At 40.6% G+C, this 15,574-nt stretch carries 17 protein-coding genes, 2 tRNA genes and 1 riboswitch; of the genes, 9 read left to right on the plus strand and 10 right to left on the minus strand.

Annotated elements, in window-relative coordinates:
- The first annotated feature begins 1 nt into the window (after nucleotide 1).
- A tRNA-Lys gene (locus F936_RS03670) sits at nucleotides 2–77 on the plus strand.
- A gap of 21 nt (nucleotides 78–98) precedes the next feature.
- Nucleotides 99–174: transfer RNA gene (locus F936_RS03675), tRNA-Lys, on the plus strand.
- Nucleotides 175–237: 63 nt separating this feature from the next.
- Here the strand turns inward: F936_RS03675 and F936_RS03680 are convergent.
- Nucleotides 238–1,134 carry a LysR family transcriptional regulator gene (locus F936_RS03680; protein ID WP_005044999.1) on the minus strand — a complete coding sequence of 299 codons (897 nt, stop codon included), beginning with the start codon at nucleotides 1,132–1,134 and terminating at the stop codon, nucleotides 238–240.
- 112 nt (nucleotides 1,135–1,246) lie between these two features.
- Between F936_RS03680 and F936_RS03685 the strand changes: the two genes are divergently transcribed.
- The gene (locus F936_RS03685) at nucleotides 1,247–2,002 is read left to right on the plus strand and encodes an SDR family oxidoreductase (protein WP_005045002.1); all 756 of its coding nucleotides are present in this window, start codon (nucleotides 1,247–1,249) and stop codon (nucleotides 2,000–2,002) included.
- A gap of 46 nt (nucleotides 2,003–2,048) precedes the next feature.
- Here the strand turns inward: F936_RS03685 and hemW are convergent, their stop codons facing one another.
- Entirely contained in the window at nucleotides 2,049–3,203 is a 1,155-nt protein-coding gene (gene hemW, locus F936_RS03690) for a radical SAM family heme chaperone HemW (protein ID WP_005045004.1), read from the minus strand.
- Nucleotides 3,204–3,319: 116 nt separating this feature from the next.
- Between hemW and F936_RS03695 the strand changes: the two genes are divergently transcribed.
- Both F936_RS03695 and abeM read left to right on the plus strand, forming a co-directional pair.
- Nucleotides 3,320–3,781 (plus strand): DMT family transporter, encoded by a 462-nt coding sequence (locus tag F936_RS03695; RefSeq protein WP_005045006.1) that lies wholly within the window; start codon nucleotides 3,320–3,322, stop codon nucleotides 3,779–3,781.
- 32 nt (nucleotides 3,782–3,813) lie between these two features.
- Nucleotides 3,814–5,160: a multidrug efflux MATE transporter AbeM gene (gene abeM, locus F936_RS03700; protein WP_005045010.1), complete on the plus strand. Its 1,347-nt coding sequence runs from the start codon at nucleotides 3,814–3,816 to the stop codon at nucleotides 5,158–5,160.
- A 35-nt stretch (nucleotides 5,161–5,195) separates the two neighbouring features.
- On the opposite strand, the gene F936_RS03705 is transcribed toward abeM, so the two are convergent.
- Entirely contained in the window at nucleotides 5,196–6,446 is a 1,251-nt protein-coding gene (locus tag F936_RS03705; protein ID WP_005045012.1) for an acyl-CoA dehydrogenase family protein, read from the minus strand.
- A 32-nt stretch (nucleotides 6,447–6,478) separates the two neighbouring features.
- Nucleotides 6,479–7,726, minus strand: coding sequence for an SfnB family sulfur acquisition oxidoreductase (locus F936_RS03710; protein WP_005045016.1), 1,248 nt, complete (start codon nucleotides 7,724–7,726; stop codon nucleotides 6,479–6,481).
- Between the two features lie 256 nt (nucleotides 7,727–7,982).
- Between F936_RS03710 and F936_RS03715 the strand changes: the two genes are divergently transcribed.
- The 3 genes from F936_RS03715 (at nucleotide 7,983) to F936_RS03725 (ending at nucleotide 10,219) form a co-directional block, all read left to right on the plus strand.
- On the plus strand, nucleotides 7,983–9,281 hold the full coding sequence (locus tag F936_RS03715) for an ABC1 kinase family protein (protein WP_005045018.1): 1,299 nt from the start codon (nucleotides 7,983–7,985) through the stop codon (nucleotides 9,279–9,281).
- Between the two features lie 99 nt (nucleotides 9,282–9,380).
- A complete protein-coding gene (locus F936_RS03720; protein ID WP_005045020.1) occupies nucleotides 9,381–9,635 on the plus strand; it encodes a type B 50S ribosomal protein L31 in 255 nt (84 codons plus the stop codon).
- Nucleotides 9,636–9,886: 251 nt separating this feature from the next.
- Nucleotides 9,887–10,219, plus strand: coding sequence for a HopJ type III effector protein (locus tag F936_RS03725; RefSeq protein ID WP_005045022.1), 333 nt, complete (start codon nucleotides 9,887–9,889; stop codon nucleotides 10,217–10,219).
- A 439-nt stretch (nucleotides 10,220–10,658) separates the two neighbouring features.
- On the opposite strand, the gene crcB is transcribed toward F936_RS03725, so the two are convergent.
- The 4 genes from crcB to F936_RS03745 all read right to left on the minus strand — a co-directional run bounded on the left by crcB (nucleotide 10,659) and on the right by F936_RS03745 (nucleotide 13,598).
- Nucleotides 10,659–11,039, minus strand: a complete 381-nt coding sequence (gene crcB / locus F936_RS03730; RefSeq protein WP_005045024.1) for a fluoride efflux transporter CrcB — start codon at nucleotides 11,037–11,039, stop codon at nucleotides 10,659–10,661.
- A 124-nt stretch (nucleotides 11,040–11,163) separates the two neighbouring features.
- A riboswitch (Fluoride riboswitch) is annotated at nucleotides 11,164–11,230 on the minus strand.
- Nucleotides 11,231–11,275: 45 nt separating this feature from the next.
- Nucleotides 11,276–11,686, minus strand: coding sequence for a GFA family protein (locus F936_RS03735; RefSeq protein ID WP_005045026.1), 411 nt, complete (start codon nucleotides 11,684–11,686; stop codon nucleotides 11,276–11,278).
- Between the two features lie 78 nt (nucleotides 11,687–11,764).
- Nucleotides 11,765–12,970 carry a TIGR03862 family flavoprotein gene (locus F936_RS03740; protein ID WP_005045029.1) on the minus strand — a complete coding sequence of 402 codons (1,206 nt, stop codon included), beginning with the start codon at nucleotides 12,968–12,970 and terminating at the stop codon, nucleotides 11,765–11,767.
- A complete protein-coding gene (locus F936_RS03745) occupies nucleotides 12,960–13,598 on the minus strand; it encodes a class I SAM-dependent methyltransferase (protein ID WP_080595440.1) in 639 nt (212 codons plus the stop codon). Before F936_RS03745 ends, F936_RS03740 begins: the two co-directional genes overlap by 11 nt.
- A gap of 87 nt (nucleotides 13,599–13,685) precedes the next feature.
- On the opposite strand from F936_RS03745, the gene F936_RS03750 reads away from it, so the two are divergent.
- Nucleotides 13,686–13,880, plus strand: a complete 195-nt coding sequence (locus F936_RS03750; protein ID WP_003654666.1) for a DNA gyrase inhibitor YacG — start codon at nucleotides 13,686–13,688, stop codon at nucleotides 13,878–13,880.
- Here F936_RS03750 and F936_RS03755 read toward each other — a convergent pair.
- Together F936_RS03755 and hemH are read right to left on the minus strand one after the other, a co-directional pair.
- A complete protein-coding gene (locus F936_RS03755) occupies nucleotides 13,877–14,521 on the minus strand; it encodes an MBL fold metallo-hydrolase (RefSeq protein ID WP_005045031.1) in 645 nt (214 codons plus the stop codon). The two genes, F936_RS03750 and F936_RS03755, sit on opposite strands and share 4 nt — an antisense overlap.
- A gap of 23 nt (nucleotides 14,522–14,544) precedes the next feature.
- The gene (gene hemH, locus F936_RS03760) at nucleotides 14,545–15,561 is read right to left on the minus strand and encodes a ferrochelatase (RefSeq protein WP_005045033.1); all 1,017 of its coding nucleotides are present in this window, start codon (nucleotides 15,559–15,561) and stop codon (nucleotides 14,545–14,547) included.
- Between the last annotated feature and the right edge of the window lie 13 nt (nucleotides 15,562–15,574).

Below are 15,574 nucleotides of genomic sequence, written 5' to 3' on the forward strand. Positions count from 1 at the left end.
CGGGTCGTTAGCTCAGTTGGTAGAGCAGCGGACTTTTAATCCGTTGGTCCCGCGTTCGAGTCGCGGACGACCCACCACTTATCTGTTTTGACCTATTTGGGTCGTTAGCTCAGCTGGTAGAGCAGCGGACTTTTAATTCGTTGGTCCCGCGTTCGAATCGCGGACGACCCACCAAATTCTAAAAAGCCTCTCACTGCGAGAGGCTTTTTTTATTGTTATCTTATTTTAATTTCATGACTAAAAGATGACGATGCATCTCTTATATAGAACCTCTTTAACCCATTCCATAAAAATTTCTAACCGTTTAGGAATATAACTTCGGTTCGGATATAAAATATTGAGTGGCAAAGATTGAGGCGTATGTGCGCTTAGCACTTCAACCAAAGTTCCTTGCTCAATTTTCTCCTGAACATCATAGTAAGGTAGTTGAATAATTCCTAAACCTGCACAAGCCGCAGCAATATAGGCTTCTGTATTATTCACACTCAACGCACTGTCCATCATCACTGTTCCATCTTGATATAAAAATACACCCTGTTTTTCCCCTACCGCTCCTGCGTAGTTAATCAGTTTGTGTTGAGATAAATCTTCTAATTGTTCAGGAATACCATAATGTTCCAGATAATCGGGACTTGCACAGTTCACCATAATCAAGTTGCCAACGAATTTCGCGATCAAACTACTATTGTCTAGCTGCCCCACCCGAACAACACAATCAATCCCTTTCTCGATCAAGTCAGTGATGTCATCAGAGCTATTCAGTTGTAAATGGATATCTGGATAGCGGCTATAAAAATCGGGAAGTACTGGAATAATGACTTGATGCACTATTCGGCTGGGCATTGAAACTTTTAGTGTGCCACGGTAATGCTGCTTTTGCGCCTGTATAAGTTGTTCTAATTGCTCATAATCAAATAATAGATTTTGACATTCGGGCAATATCCTTTGCCCATCTTGCGTAAGACTTACTTTACGGGTGGTTCGGTGAAATAACCGAACACCATAGTGAGTTTCAAGTTGCTGAATTGCACTCGTCACTGTCGAACGAGGTAAATCGAGCTGATTTGCCACTTCACTAAAGCTTTGTCGTTTAGCAACTTCTGTAAAAATAAAAAACTGCTGCAACCGATCCATTTAATTGTTCGTATTTTCTGAATAGTTAAACCAAACTAGCATAATTGATCAAAAATTACCGCCAATCTAGACTAAAAACACATTAGAACAAGTCATCATAGGAACAATCATCATGGCAACTCATACTCTCAAAGACAAAGTTGTACTGATTACAGGCGGTGCAAAAAACTTAGGCGGACTCATTAGCCGTAAATTTGCAGAACAAGGTGCAAAAATCGCAATTCATTACAATAGCGCTGCAACTCAGGCAGATGCTGAGCAGACGCTCGCAGATGTAACAGCTTTAGGTGTAGACGCTGTTTTAATTCAAGCAGACTTAACGGATATTGATAATATCGAAAAGCTCTTCTTAGACACCAAACAGCATTTTGGTGGAATTGATATTGCTATTAATACAGTTGGAAAGGTTTTGAAAAAATCCTTCTTGGAAACCACAGAACAAGAGTTTGATAGCATGAGCGATATCAACTCAAAAATTGCCTATTTCTTTATTCAGTCGGCTGGTCGACATTTAAATAACGGCGGAAAAATCTGCTCAATCGTCACTTCGCTTCTTGCAGCTTACACTGGGCTGTACTCAACCTATGAAGGCTTAAAAGCGCCTGTTGAGCATTACACCCGCGCTGCATCAAAAGAATTTGGAGACCGTCAGATTTCTGTGACTGCTGTTGCACCTGGACCTATGGATACACCGTTCTTTTATGGTCAGGAATCTGCCGAAGCAGTGGCTTATCATAAATCAGCTTCAGCTTTAGGCGGGCTTACTAAAATTGAAGATATTGAGCCATTAGTTCGCTTTCTGGTGACCGATGGTTGGTGGATTACCGGTCAAACTATTTTTGCAAATGGTGGCTATACCACTCGCTAAAATAAAAAAAGCCGCATCTGATGACGCGGCTTTTTAGTTTGTTTAATTATAAAAACTCTTCAAGCACGGAGTTTAAGAAAATATGGCCTTGCTCAGTACAAGCTAAACGGGAAACATCATCTACCAGTAGCTTTCTAGTGCGTAGAGAAGTGAGTACCTCATTTAGGCCATCCAAGCTTAAACCTGTACGCTGTTCATATAACTCAGCTTTGACACCATCATTTAAACGCAAAGCATTCATCATAAACTCAAATGGTAGCTCTTCTGCCTCAATCTTTTTCATTTGCAAATGTTCAGCTGGAACCTTGGCTAAATAGTCTTTCGGCAAACGAGTTTTTTGGAAACGATACACTCCATCTGGTCGTGTAACTTTGCCATGTGCACCTGCACCAATCGCAAGATAATCGCCAAATTCCCAATAATTTAAGTTGTGTGTTGAAGGCAGCTCTTTACGCCATGCCGAAACTTCATAGTTTATAAAACCATTTGCCTTAAGATATGCCTCACCCTGCTCTTGAATGTCTTCTAGCATTTCATCTTGCGGTAGAACGGGTTGGGTACGAAAGAAAACGGTATTAGGTTCAATAGTGAGTTGATACCAACTAATATGTGTTGCACCACTTTCTACAGCTAACTGTAGATCGTAAAGCGCCTGTTCTAGCGTTTGCTCAGGTAAACCATGCATTAAGTCTACATTCACTCGCTTAAAGCCAGCCTGTTTTGCTTGTTGAATCGCTTCAATTGCATTATTTGCAGAATGAATACGTCCAAGCTTTTGCAAATGATTGGTATCAAAGCTCTGGACTCCAATAGACAAACGGTTAATGCCTGCCTCTAAATATCCTGCAAACGGGTCATGCTCTACCGTTCCTGGATTTGCCTCTAAGGTAATTTCACAGCCATCTTCAAACTTAAGCAATGACTTAAGCTCTGCAAATAGCCACACATAACCCTGTGCCGAAATCAGTGAAGGGGTTCCACCACCAATAAATACACTGTGAATCGAACGCCCCTGTGCCATCTCAATTTGAGTTTCAAAGTCGGCTACCAACGCTTTTAAATAGGTTTGCTCGAGTTCTGAAGAAAGTGCACCGTCGGGTACGGCATGCGAGTTAAAGTCACAATATGGACACTTACGCACACACCAAGGCATGTGAATATACAAAGATAACGGAATAGAAGCAGGGTTTAATACAGCCAAGGAACAGGTCCAATTTACACAATATTTCTATTTTAACATGACTGCATCAATGGGCTTATGAAAACATACCTTAATTGCTTTAGACTGTTTTTAAACATACTTAAATACTGATAAAAATGATGAAATTTTCTAGCCAATTTTTCCTATTTTTACCCTTAGCTCTGGGAATCGGTATTGCCATGGCTTTTCAAACCGCCATCAATGCACAATTGAGAGAACAATTACACACCCCATTACAAGCAGCCCTCTTATCCTTTCTTGTAGGGACTATTGTTTTAGCAATCATGGTTTTCTTTCAAAGTGCTGAAAAGCCAACTTTAAGTGAAATATCAAATATTCCATGGATTCTATGGACAGGGGGATTTCTTGGGGTTTATGCAATTAGCATGAGCATTTATACTGCACCTAAACTTGGTTTTTTAACCTTTTCAGGTTTAGTCATTTTTGGGCAAATAGTTATTTCTATGTTACTTGATCATTTTGGTTGGTTAGGTACAGAAAAGACACCTGTTACATGGCAACGGTTTCTTGGTGGAGTCATCATCTTTGTCGGTGTGGTACTCACTTTGCAGCGTTAGCTTCATTTTTATATTTAAAAAGAGTACCTTTTGTGTCGAATGTCACATCTTTTCGGTCTGAATTAAAACAACTCTTCCACTTAATGCTACCGATTTTAATTACCCAGTTTGCTCAAGCAGGCTTTGGATTAATTGATACTATTATGGCTGGGCATTTATCTGCAACCGATTTAGCAGCAATTGCTGTAGGGGTCGGTTTATGGGTTCCAATCATGCTCCTGTTCAGCGGCATTATGATTGCAACTACACCCTTAGTAGCCGAAGCAAAAGGCGCAAGAAATACAGAGCAGATCCCTGTCGTTGTTCGTCAGTCATTGTGGGTTGCCGTCATTTTAGGTGTACTGGCAATGCTCATTTTGCAGCTTATGCCGTTTTTCTTGCATGTGTTCGGTGTACCAGAGAGCTTACGACCTAAAGCAAGTCTATTCTTGCATGCAATTGGTTTGGGTATGCCAGCTGTGACCATGTACGCAGCGCTACGTGGCTATTCAGAAGCATTAGGCCATCCACGCCCTGTCACAGCTATTAGCATGTTAGCTTTAGTTGTATTGATCCCTCTTAACATGATTTTTATGCATGGATTAGGACCAATACCTGCATTAGGTAGTGCTGGCTGTGGTTTTGCAACCTCCATTTTACAATGGCTCATGTTGATTACATTAGCAGGCTATATTTATAAAGCTTCGGCTTATCAAAACACGTCTATTTTTGGCCGATTTGATAAAATTAATATGGCTTTAGTTAAAAGAATTTTACAGCTTGGTCTACCAATCGGCTTAGCTGTGTTCTTTGAGATTAGTATTTTTAGTACAGGTGCATTGGTCCTTAGCCCACTTGGTGAAGTGTTTATTGCTGCACACCAAGTCGCAATTTCCGTTACCTCTGTGCTGTTTATGATTCCGCTTTCACTAGCCATTGCCTTAACCATCCGTGTCGGTACTTATTATGGTGAAAAGAACTGGGCTGCAATGTATCAGGTACAAAAGATTGGTCTCAGCACAGCAATATTTTTTGCCATATTAACCATGACTTTTATTGCTCTAGGCCGTGAACAAATTATCTCGATTTATACTCAAGACTTAACCGTAGCTCCTGTTGCGATGTATTTACTCTGGTTTGCAATGGCATATCAGTTGATGGATGCGTTACAAGTCAGCGCTGCTGGCTGTTTAAGAGGTATGCAAGATACTCAAGCACCAATGTGGATTACGCTCATGGCATATTGGGTGATTGCTTTTCCTATTGGGCTTTATTTAGCTCGCTATACCCATTGGGGCGTAGCTGGTGTGTGGCTAGGCTTAATTATTGGTTTAAGCATTGCCTGTGTCTTATTACTTTCGCGGTTGTACATCAACACCAAACGCTTAAGCCAAACCTAATAAAAAAGAGCCGATAAAATATCGGCTCTTTTACACTATGCAGATTTTGCCCGTGGGCTTGCTCCAATTTGCCAGACAAAAGGCAAATCAGTACGGTTCACTTCCCAATCACCAATCACTTTTTCTTTATAGATAAGTGGATTATGTGAAGATACTGTTCGCGCATTACGCCAGAAACGGTCGAGTTGTTTGACCTGACTACTTGCTGACGCGCCTAAAGCATTAAATAACTGGCTGGTTAAATCCAGTACCAAGTTAGAAATCACCACCTGCCCTTGTGCGGACTCAAGCTCAGCATCTACATTAAACTGATGCTCTTTCACCTCTAACTCACTAAAGTGACTTTCGTAAGCCTTCTGTAATGCTTCTGCTGTTTTAATTGTAATTGCTAGACTTGCATAGGCTTGAGCAGAGGCTTTACCCACCACCTGTAAAACTTGTGGGTCGTGACGAACAAGGTCGCCATTACCATGACTAAAAATACGTTTTCGCTCACGTATCTCCTGACTAAAAGTTTCTACTGCCGCATGTGCAATACCCGTTAAAGTTGCAAGATGGACGACTTGATAAAAAGCAGTTTGATATTTAAAACGCTGGTCAAATGGAATAAGGTGCGAAGCTGGTAAATGAACCTGATGTACTTTTAAAGTACCACTGCCCGTTGTCTTTTGACCAAAGCCATCCCAATCATCAATCACACTTACCCCTGTTTCATGGCGATAAATAGCAGCAATTACATGGCGGTCATTCACTTCATCATAAGCAAATAGGTCTATCCAGTCTGCAAAGATACTTCCAGTTGAATAATACTTTTCACCATTCACCACCAAGTTGCCCGAAGCATCTTTGGTTACTCGTGTAACGACGTCACCAATCTGTACATTTCCAACTTCGGTCCATGCGTTTCCAACTAAATCACCTTGTACAAAACGCTGAAACCAAACTTCCTGCGAATGCTCTTTATGGGCAACTAAACGGTCTTCAACAAAAGCGAAGTGTCCACGCAAAGCTTGCACAATATTCGAGTCTGCTTGTGCTAACTCGGCTAAAAGCTGGAAAAGTTGCGGTAATGACACTCCATCTCCACCATATTTAACAGGTACACGTACCGCACCTAATTTGAGTTCTTTTAACCACTGAATCGGTTCAAAAGGTAAGATTCGTTCTTTTTCTCGTTGAATTGCGCCTTGTGCAATTTTTTCAAAAACTGGACGAAATCTGCTTGCTACCTTTTCATAATCGGCACCGACGGACAGTTCTTCTAACTCAATTTGGGTAATTGTCATCTTTATTCTCCTAATCTTATTTTTTCTTCAATTTAACTCCATGCATGACGGGGCGGATGAACACCATTGAGGTAATAATTACCGACAATGTGATATTTCCAGCGCACCGGATCATGCAAGGTATGGGTACGTGCATTACGCCAATGGCGATCTAGATTAAGCTCAGATAAAGTGGAACGCGTTCCCGACAATTCAAAAAGCTTGTTGGCAGCTAAAATCGCAACTTCTGTGGTGAGTACTTTTGCTTCGGCAACCAGTAAGGTGGCTTGGTTTACATGTTCTTCGGAAGTATCGGCAATTGCCTGATCAATCGCATCTCCTGCCAAATCCAATACGGCTTCTGCTGCACGCAGTTTTATTTTTAAATCACCAATGTTCGCAATCGTGTAAGGATCATCACTGGCTTTTTCCAGACCTGAATCGACCCATGCGCGGCTATGATTTTTGACATAGTGAATTGTTTCTTCAATTGCACCACGCGCAATACCTGCATCGACAGCAGCTTGAATAAACTGTGAAATTGCTCCCGCTGGTGTTGGTCGCTCGAAAGCCTGATAAATCGGAACTAAGTATTCTTCACGTACTGGAACCTGATTAAGTTCAACAGTGCCACTAGCCGTAGTTCGTTGCCCAAAACCAGACCAGTCATTAATAATATTCACCCCTGAAGTTTCCCGAGGGACTAGTGCTGCATAAGGCTGGCCTTGTTCATTCACCGCGACAATCGGAATCCAATGTGCTAGTAAGGCACCAGTTGCAAAGAATTTCTTGCCATTAATTTCATAACCGTGCTCGGTCTTTCGTAATGTTGTAGTGAGATCTGCAACCGTTTTACTATGTTTTTCCGAAAAGGCATTTCCAAAACGGATTCCTCTCAACACTAAATTAAAGAAGAACTGTTGTTGTTCTGGGCCTGCATCAAGACGTAAATGTTCAATAAAAGCCAAATGATTTTGAGGAAGCTGCGCAAGGGATGGATCAACACTCGCAATTGTTTTGATGACCTCAGCCAAGGTTCGATATTTGACTTGTGCACCACCAAACTGCTTAGGAACTGTAATGGCCCATAAGCCACTTTGTGAGAACTGTTGAATTTCATTTAAAGGTAAACGGCGCTCTCTGTCTCGCTCTGATGCCTCTTGTGCAAACTCTTGGGCAAGTTGTTTTGCAACCTCAATTGCCTCTTCATCGGAGCGAATAATATGTGCATCTTTTGACTGCTCAAATACAGATAAAGGAACCGCTTGAGATCGTCCATGGGCCGAATTTAAACTTGTCATCGCTTTTGTTATCTCTATATTTATTTAACCTGTCATTCACATTAGCACTAAAAAAATAGAGACTTTATAGATATTAAAGCTTTGTTTATGAAATGGATTTTCACAAGCTTTTCATATTTTTTACTATAAAAATAACATTTTGTTTTTCGAAAATTTTCTTACATGAGATAAACAATTTCGTATAGGCTTTTTAAGCTTTGTCACCTATGATCAAAACTAAGCAATATTATGTTGTAGTCAATGAGGTATCGAAGATATGGCAAAGAATGCAAGTTCACCAGGCAAACGTTTTATGAAACTTGCAGGAATGACCGCGAGCATTGCAACGAAAACCGTTTCTAACTCGATTCGAAACTTGACAGCAGATGAAGAGCAAAAGCTGGCTTCAAAAACCAAATTATTTCAGGATATTGGTTTGCAAATTGCCGACACCTTAGGAGAAATGAAAGGTGCCGTCATGAAAGTCGGGCAAATTGCTTCACAATATAAAGATATCTTCCCACCAGAAGTCGCTAAAGCAATTTCAAAGTTACAACGCCAAGCCCCAGCCATGCCTTTTGCCGCGATTCAACAGCAAATTGAACGAGAGCTTGGAAAACCGCTTAATGTGGCTTTTAAATCTTTTGATAGTGAACCTTTTGCTGCTGCATCGATTGGGCAAGTTCACAAAGCTACTCTGCCTAGTGGCGAACAAGTCGTGGTTAAAGTGCAATATCCAGGTGTTGATGAAGCCTGTGAAAGTGACTTAAAACAAGTACGTTTAGCCCTTCGCTTAATGGGTGTACTTAAAATTGATAAAAAGTTGCAGGATCAGCTTTTTGCAGAAATTCAGGATAGCCTTTCAGCAGAACTCAATTATGAAATTGAAGCTCAAAATCTTGAGGTCTTTAAAACATTCCATAGCCAGTTAGATGACAAAATTATCATTCCAACTGTTTATAAAGATTACTCTTCTAGACGTATTTTGACCCTAAGCCTCGAACAAGGTGACAGTATTGAAACTGCAAGTTCTTGGCCGCTCGAAATTCGAAATACAATTGGAAACCGCCTAATACGTGCTTTAGGTCAGGAAATGTTCTTTTTAAAACGTTTTCACTGTGACCCTCACCCTGGAAATTTCGCTTTCCGCCAAGATGGTAGTGTAATTATTTATGACTATGGCAGTGTTAAAACACTTTCAAATGAAATCGTTCAGCACTTCAAGCGTTTAGTGAATGCAGCTCGCCATGAAAATATTGATCTGATTGAAACAGAGCTACTCGAACTACACTCCCTTACTGAAAAAGGCAAGTTCCCAAGTGATCTGTATAAGCTATGGATTGAAGTGTTATTACGCCCGCTTAATACCACTTATGATTTTGCCGAGAACTCATCACATCATGATGGCATGTTACTTGTGAAAAAATCTTTGAAATATTGGGATGTCTTTAAACCTTCACCAGATACGCTGATGGTCAATAGAACAATTTCAGGACACTACTGGAACCTGATTCACTTAAAAGTACATGACAATCTCAGTGATTTATTTGAAGAACTGGTCCCGCCATCTAGCTAATTAAATTTTAAGTCAGTGTGACCTTTAGGAGGTACATTGACTTTTTAATTGTTATGTTATAACATTTCTTTAATCAAAAATAATTTAGGACAATCTCTCATGCGTAAAGATATTCATCCTGCTTATCAACAAGTGTTATTTCATGATACCAATGCAGACGTGTACTTCTTAATTGGCAGTACTCTCCAGACGCAACAAACTAAAGAATATCAAGGTCAAGTTTACCCTTATGTCACCCTTGATATTTCAAGTGCATCACACCCTTTCTACACAGGTGAAGTACGTCAAGCAAGTAACGAAGGCCGTGTTGCAACCTTTAATAAACGTTTCGCTCGCTTTAATCGTAAGAGTTAATCTTACGTTAAGGTTTGATCAATACACTTAAATCATTGGAAGCCTAAGACTATCTCCTCCACTTAGGCTTCTTTTTTTATGTCCATTTTTTCGATTTTTTTATGTTGTGTATAAAAGAGAACTTATCCACAACTTATGTAAAAACTATTCTTATTTTTTCCACAACTCATCAATTTTTTGTATTCTCCAAGCTTTCAAAGCTTCTATTCGATGCTATGCTTAAACCCTCATTTGATAGGAAGTTTAAGATAATGGCACAAGAGTTACTTGCCCAATTACAAGCAGGCACAGCAAAGTTTTCAGACGTTTTAGCTCATATTGAAGCACGCTACCAACATACTCCAACAGCTTTTCAAAATGGCACACAGCATAACGCTGCTACTGAAAATCAAGGCAGTGCAAAAGTTTTCTCTTTTGCCAAATTACAAGATTTAGACCAAGCACAAACTTTAAGTTTATTTGCAGAACACTATGCATCTGTATTGGCTACACCTGAGGGAACTGACCATCAAAATATTCGTCAGTTTATGCAAAATGGTTGGGATGGCGTGAAGTTTGAAGGTCAGGCTTTAGCTGAAAAATAATAGAAGTGTCGTAATTCTTATTATTAGCACTGCCCTAGATGGAAGTGATATCCAAATAATGGATTGTATAGGCTAACCTTACTTTTCAAGGATGAAAAGTAACAAAAATCCTTTGTTCCGCTGATGCTACATCCATGTAGCACAGCGAAACGACGGCATCCATGCCGTCTGTCACGATAGCAAATGACTAATTATTAATTAAACTATTTGATCAAGCTCTTATATTCGATACTCGGGAAGTCATCAACAGCCTGAATCAAATCAGCAATATAATGTTTTTGCGACATATTTGATAAGTGTAAACAGATAACAGGTTCTGTTGATGAAAATGGTTTTGCCTACTTTTGCCGAAACAAAAGTAGGCCGAGCCGAAGGCTAATCCAGACATAAAACCTTATTGAAAAGACTCCACAGTAAACACTTCAACTGAAACAAATACTCAGTTTCCAGCTACCCAATAATAAGTCGCTAACCCCAAACACGTAAAAATTAATGACCCAATTAAATGAATGGAAATCCCCAACATTGCCATTCCCAATTTACCACTTTGCAACAACGTGACGATCTCAATCGAGAATGTTGAAAAGGTGGTTAAAGCACCACAAAAACCAGTAATCACAAAAAGTTTATAGTTTGGACTTAAATCACTTTGAGCAAAATAAGCAATTGCAAATCCAATAATAAAGCCACCGACCAAATTAACGGTGACAGTACCTAGTGGGATTTGCGGATAAATCGGGTTGAGCTTTAAGCCTAAAAACCAACGTAACCATGCCCCTAGAACGGAACCTAAAGCAATTGAAAGTAGAGAATAATACATAGGACCACCCCTTTAGATAGACGCTAAAAGAGTAAAAAAGCATGAAGGTAAATGTGACATGGCGTACTCCAAAAATAAGCAAAGTACGCAATAACCTACGTACCCAGCGATATAAATACATGAGGGTAACGTAGGCATCATTAGCCAATACGGCGGTTTTTCAAGGGAAGAATGCCATCTCCCTATTTTGATTATATTAGTCCATCTAAAAGTTGATTGAAATATGCTTTTTTAAATCATGGACGTTCAGCATATTGTGGTAAATCATCCTGAATACATTCCCACTCTGCTTTTGAAGCAGCAAAAATATGCATCGTTGGTTTTTGATCTAATAGTGTATCCAGAGAACCAATTCTTAAACGATATAGTTCAGGCTGTCCATCACGCGAGCTAATCAAAGGTGAACCACATTCACTACAGAACCAACGGTACACACCTTCCACAGCAAATTTTTTGACTAATTCTTCACCTTGGATAATTTTAAAATCTGCACTTTTAATAGGAGCATTAGTGGCAAATGCTGTTCCATTGGCTTTTCGGCATCGTTGGCAGTGGCACTGAATAATATCTCCGATATCGCCTTTAATTTCATAGCGAATACCTTGGCATAAACAACTTCCCTGATAGACTGGTGATGCTTGAAACATGTGAGCGCAACTCCTATTATTATTGATCGCTCAAAAATAACACTTTTCACCTATCAAACATAGCGCCAAATGAAGCACTTATCGCTCTAAGAATGAATGCACGCCCTCTCCCGCGGCTCGCCCTGTGGCAAAGCATGCTGTAAGCAAATAACCACCTGTAGGTGCATCCCAATCCAGCATTTCACCGCAGCAAAACACCCCTGATATTTCTTTGAGATTTAAACTTTCGGACAGTGCTTCTTGCTTAATGCCTCCTGCACAACTAATCGCTTCTTCAATGGGTCTAAAGCCATCTAACTTGATTTGAATCGCTTTGATTTGCTGAGCCATAGCATCTGGTTGGTTCCATAATGCTTTATCAACGACTTCTCTAATTAAGTTAATTTTGGCTGTGTCTAAGCCTGCTTTACGCCAGATATTGGTCAGAGATTGTTTCTTACCACCCTGTAATTTTTTAACTAACTGTGACAACTCTACATCAGGCAATAAATCTAAAAATAGGTTTAAGCTTTGTCCTTGTTTTTGCTGTTCTCGTAAGGCACGCCCGAGTTTATAAATAACCCCACTTTCTAAACCATAGTGAGAAATGACAATATCGCCATGTGTAATTTGGCTAGGATCGACCCATGCATGGACGCGTTTTAAGGGTTCACCAAAGCAACTTTCCATAAAAGTAGACCAAACATGCAACACCCCTGCATTGCTTGGCTGAAAAGGCTCAATACTAGATTGATGAATCCATTGCTGCCATGCACCATCACTACCTAATTGTGACCATGACACAGCCCCACATGCCAATACCACAGCATCATATTGCTGGGTAAAAGTTTCAGTGTTTTGATTATTTTGGTTTTCTAAAGTCACTGTTGTACCTTGCAAATCAAGACAACGATGACGATAAAAGAATTTAACCTGCTGTTCTGCCAAGCGTTTTAGCCAAGCACGTAATAGAGGTGCAGCTTTCATTTCGACAGGAAAAATACGACCAGAGCTGCCCACATAAGACTCAATTCCAAGACTTTTCATCCAGTCTTGAATCCAGACAGCATCCCACTTTTCAACCCAAGGTTTTAGCCATTTTGGATGGTCGTAACGCTCAATAAACTGTGTTAAAGGTTCAGCATGCGAGATATTTAATCCCGTTTTACCCGCCATAAGAAACTTACGCGCAGCAGATGGCTTTTGTTCATACACATCAATATCATAAGCATATTGGCTTAATACTTCAGCAGCCATAAGACCTGCTGGGCCTGCCCCAATAATGGCAACCCGCTTATTCGCCATGTGTTTGCCCTTGCAGCGGCGCAAAATCATCAAAACGTGTGCTGTAGCCTTCAGGCTTGGTCATAATGAGTTGCTGACAAAGCTCGCCACGCTCTAAATACTTAATTTCGAAATGAGTACGTGCAGAGGTTTGAGCAATTTTTTCTTTTTGATAAGGCAGCTTCCACACATGAATTAACTGTTGTTCTGCTTCTTCAATATATTCAGGGATATTACTTGCCAATGTAATGGTTCCACCTGTTTGCAGACGTGAGATTAAGAACTCAAAAAATGGCATATTCAACCAGCGCTGTGCCGGATTATGTGGTTCTGGATTTGGGTAGAGAATAAAGAAATGTTCAACTTGAGCGGGGTGCAAAGCATGCACTACCCAAGGCAAAGCATCCGCATGTACAGGCACCAAGTTATCTCTTGGTTCCAAACCATGCTGTTTTTGCATTGCCAAGAATTTTTCTCGGGTTCGTTCAATTGCATATAACGTATGCTGTGGCTGTTGGCCGCTAAAGAGCAAAGCATGTTTACCCTTGCCAGCACCAATTTCAACACAAATCGGTGTATTTTCAATTGGGGTAAAATCACGAGGCGCTTGCATACGTTGTGCTTGAAATTGACGAATCGGCATAATCACATCAAACTAAATAAAAATCGGCATAAGTCTAACAACTCACCTGACTTTTGCCTAATCTATTTCTCTTCACTTTGAGGATATCGCTATATGCCACGTACATTTCCCTGCCCACGTTGTGGTGGACCAAGTGTTTGGGAAGGTAATGAGTTTCGTCCGTTTTGCTCAGAACGCTGTAAATTAATTGATTTAGGCGCTTGGGCAAACGATGAATATAAATTGCCTACCCAAGATGCTCCTCAGCAAAACAAGGGTAGTCAAAATGAAGATGATTATGAGGATTAACCTGCTTTACCAGCGACAAACGGGTTAAATTGTTTTTCATAGCCAATGGTACTCATCGGGCCATGTCCAGAAATAAACTGAGTATCATCTGGCAAACTAAAACATTCACGTTTAATCGATTCAATTAACTGATCATGATTGCCACGCGGGAAATCTGTTCGTCCAATCGAACCTTTAAATAAAACATCGCCCGTCCAAAGTAAGCCATGGTTTTTATTATAGAAAACAACATGTCCTGGTGTATGTCCCGGCGCAAAACGCACCTCAAACTCATCTTCACCCAGTTTTAGCACTTCGCCACCTTCAAGCCATTGATCGACTTTAACAGGCTGCGGAATTGGGAAGCCATACCGTGCTGATACTTCCTGAATCATGTCTAACCAGAACTGATCTTCTTTATGTGGACCAATAACTGGAACGCTCCATTCTTTAGCAAGCTCACCCACCGCTCCAGCATGATCTAAATGCCCATGAGTTAGCCACAGGGCCTTCACTTTTAGACCTAAAGCTTCAACTTCTTTTTTCAAAACAGCAGCGTCACCACCAGCATCAATCAAAACTGCTTCTTTCGTTTCACTGTCCCAAACGAGGGAACAATTTTGAGCAAATGCAGTAACTGGAACAATTTTGACTTGCAGCATAAAAACCTCTGGCTAAAACACAATTAACGGTGGGCTAAGGTATGGGTAAGGGCATCAAGATTAGCCTGAACTAAACCTGCAAGCAAATCAATATGAGCCTGATCGCTATTTAAAGCCGGAATATAAGCATAGCTTCCACCGCCTGCTTGTTGAAATAGTTCAGCATTTTGAATCGCTAACTCTTCAAGCGTTTCTAGACAATCGGCAGAAAAAGCAGGACTTAACACCTGAACGGACTTAACACCTTGCTGAGCCCAATCTTGTAGCAGCTGGTCTGTATAAGGTTTCACCCATTCTTGTTTTCCAAAACGTGACTGGAAGCTAATTGCCCATTCATCATCTTTTAAATGTAAGGCTTCGGCCACCAGCTTTGCTGTGATGCGACAACGATCTGCATAAGGGTCACCTTTGTCTGCATATGGCTGTGGAATACCATGAAAAGACATCAACAGTTTTTCAGATTTGCCATGCTGCTCTTGGTAGGCTAAAACGCTTTCTGCCAAGGCTTGAATAAACATAGGATGCTGATAATAGTCTTTAATAATGGTCAAGCCAGGCAAATTCCGCTGTTTGGGAATCCATTTGGCAAACGCGTCGTATAACGGCGCTGTAGATGTTGCGGAATACTGAGGAAATAAAGGTAATAAAATGACATGCTCTTGCGGGTTAGCCGCCAGTTTTTCTAAAACTGCATCAATACCCGGATTTCCATAAGTCATTGCTGGCAATACAGTTAAATCAAACTGTTTATTTTCACGCTCTAAATAAGCCTGCACACGTTTGGTTTGTTCAAACACAATTTCACGCATTGGCGAATCTGCGGACCATACCGAAGCATAGGCATGCGCCACTCTTTTGGGGCGAAAAGGCAAAACAAACAGATTTAAAATCATCCACCAGATCAGTTTCGGTATTTCAATCACGCGTGAATCAGATAAAAACTGTTTTAAAAAACGGCGCACCGCAGGCACAGTCGCCTCATCTGGTGTGCCTAAATTCGCTAAAATGACAGTAACTTTCGGTTTTTGTTCAAACGACATGTGTAAATGCCTT

The sequence above is a fragment of the Acinetobacter calcoaceticus DSM 30006 = CIP 81.8 genome, assembly GCF_000368965.1.
Classification (GTDB): Bacteria; Pseudomonadota; Gammaproteobacteria; order Pseudomonadales; family Moraxellaceae; genus Acinetobacter; species Acinetobacter calcoaceticus.

Excerpts from the sequence above, each read along its gene's own strand:
- F936_RS03735 (WP_005045026.1), bottom strand. The coding sequence starts at position 11,686 with ATGTTTCAAGCATCACCAGTCTATCAGGGAAGTTGTTTATGCCAAGGT.
- F936_RS03695 (WP_005045006.1), top strand. The coding sequence starts at position 3,320 with ATGATGAAATTTTCTAGCCAATTTTTCCTATTTTTACCCTTAGCTCTG.
- F936_RS03755 (WP_005045031.1), bottom strand. The coding sequence starts at position 14,521 with ATGCTGCAAGTCAAAATTGTTCCAGTTACTGCATTTGCTCAAAATTGT.
- F936_RS03715 (WP_005045018.1), top strand. The coding sequence starts at position 7,983 with ATGGCAAAGAATGCAAGTTCACCAGGCAAACGTTTTATGAAACTTGCA.
- crcB (WP_005045024.1), bottom strand. The coding sequence starts at position 11,039 with ATGTATTATTCTCTACTTTCAATTGCTTTAGGTTCCGTTCTAGGGGCA.
- F936_RS03685 (WP_005045002.1), top strand. The coding sequence starts at position 1,247 with ATGGCAACTCATACTCTCAAAGACAAAGTTGTACTGATTACAGGCGGT.
- F936_RS03705 (WP_005045012.1), bottom strand. The coding sequence starts at position 6,446 with ATGACAATTACCCAAATTGAGTTAGAAGAACTGTCCGTCGGTGCCGAT.
- F936_RS03750 (WP_003654666.1), top strand. The coding sequence starts at position 13,686 with ATGCCACGTACATTTCCCTGCCCACGTTGTGGTGGACCAAGTGTTTGG.
- F936_RS03725 (WP_005045022.1), top strand. The coding sequence starts at position 9,887 with ATGGCACAAGAGTTACTTGCCCAATTACAAGCAGGCACAGCAAAGTTT.
- F936_RS03680 (WP_005044999.1), bottom strand. The coding sequence starts at position 1,134 with ATGGATCGGTTGCAGCAGTTTTTTATTTTTACAGAAGTTGCTAAACGA.
- hemH (WP_005045033.1), bottom strand. The coding sequence starts at position 15,561 with ATGTCGTTTGAACAAAAACCGAAAGTTACTGTCATTTTAGCGAATTTA.
- F936_RS03720 (WP_005045020.1), top strand. The coding sequence starts at position 9,381 with ATGCGTAAAGATATTCATCCTGCTTATCAACAAGTGTTATTTCATGAT.
- F936_RS03740 (WP_005045029.1), bottom strand. The coding sequence starts at position 12,970 with ATGGCGAATAAGCGGGTTGCCATTATTGGGGCAGGCCCAGCAGGTCTT.
- F936_RS03710 (WP_005045016.1), bottom strand. The coding sequence starts at position 7,726 with ATGACAAGTTTAAATTCGGCCCATGGACGATCTCAAGCGGTTCCTTTA.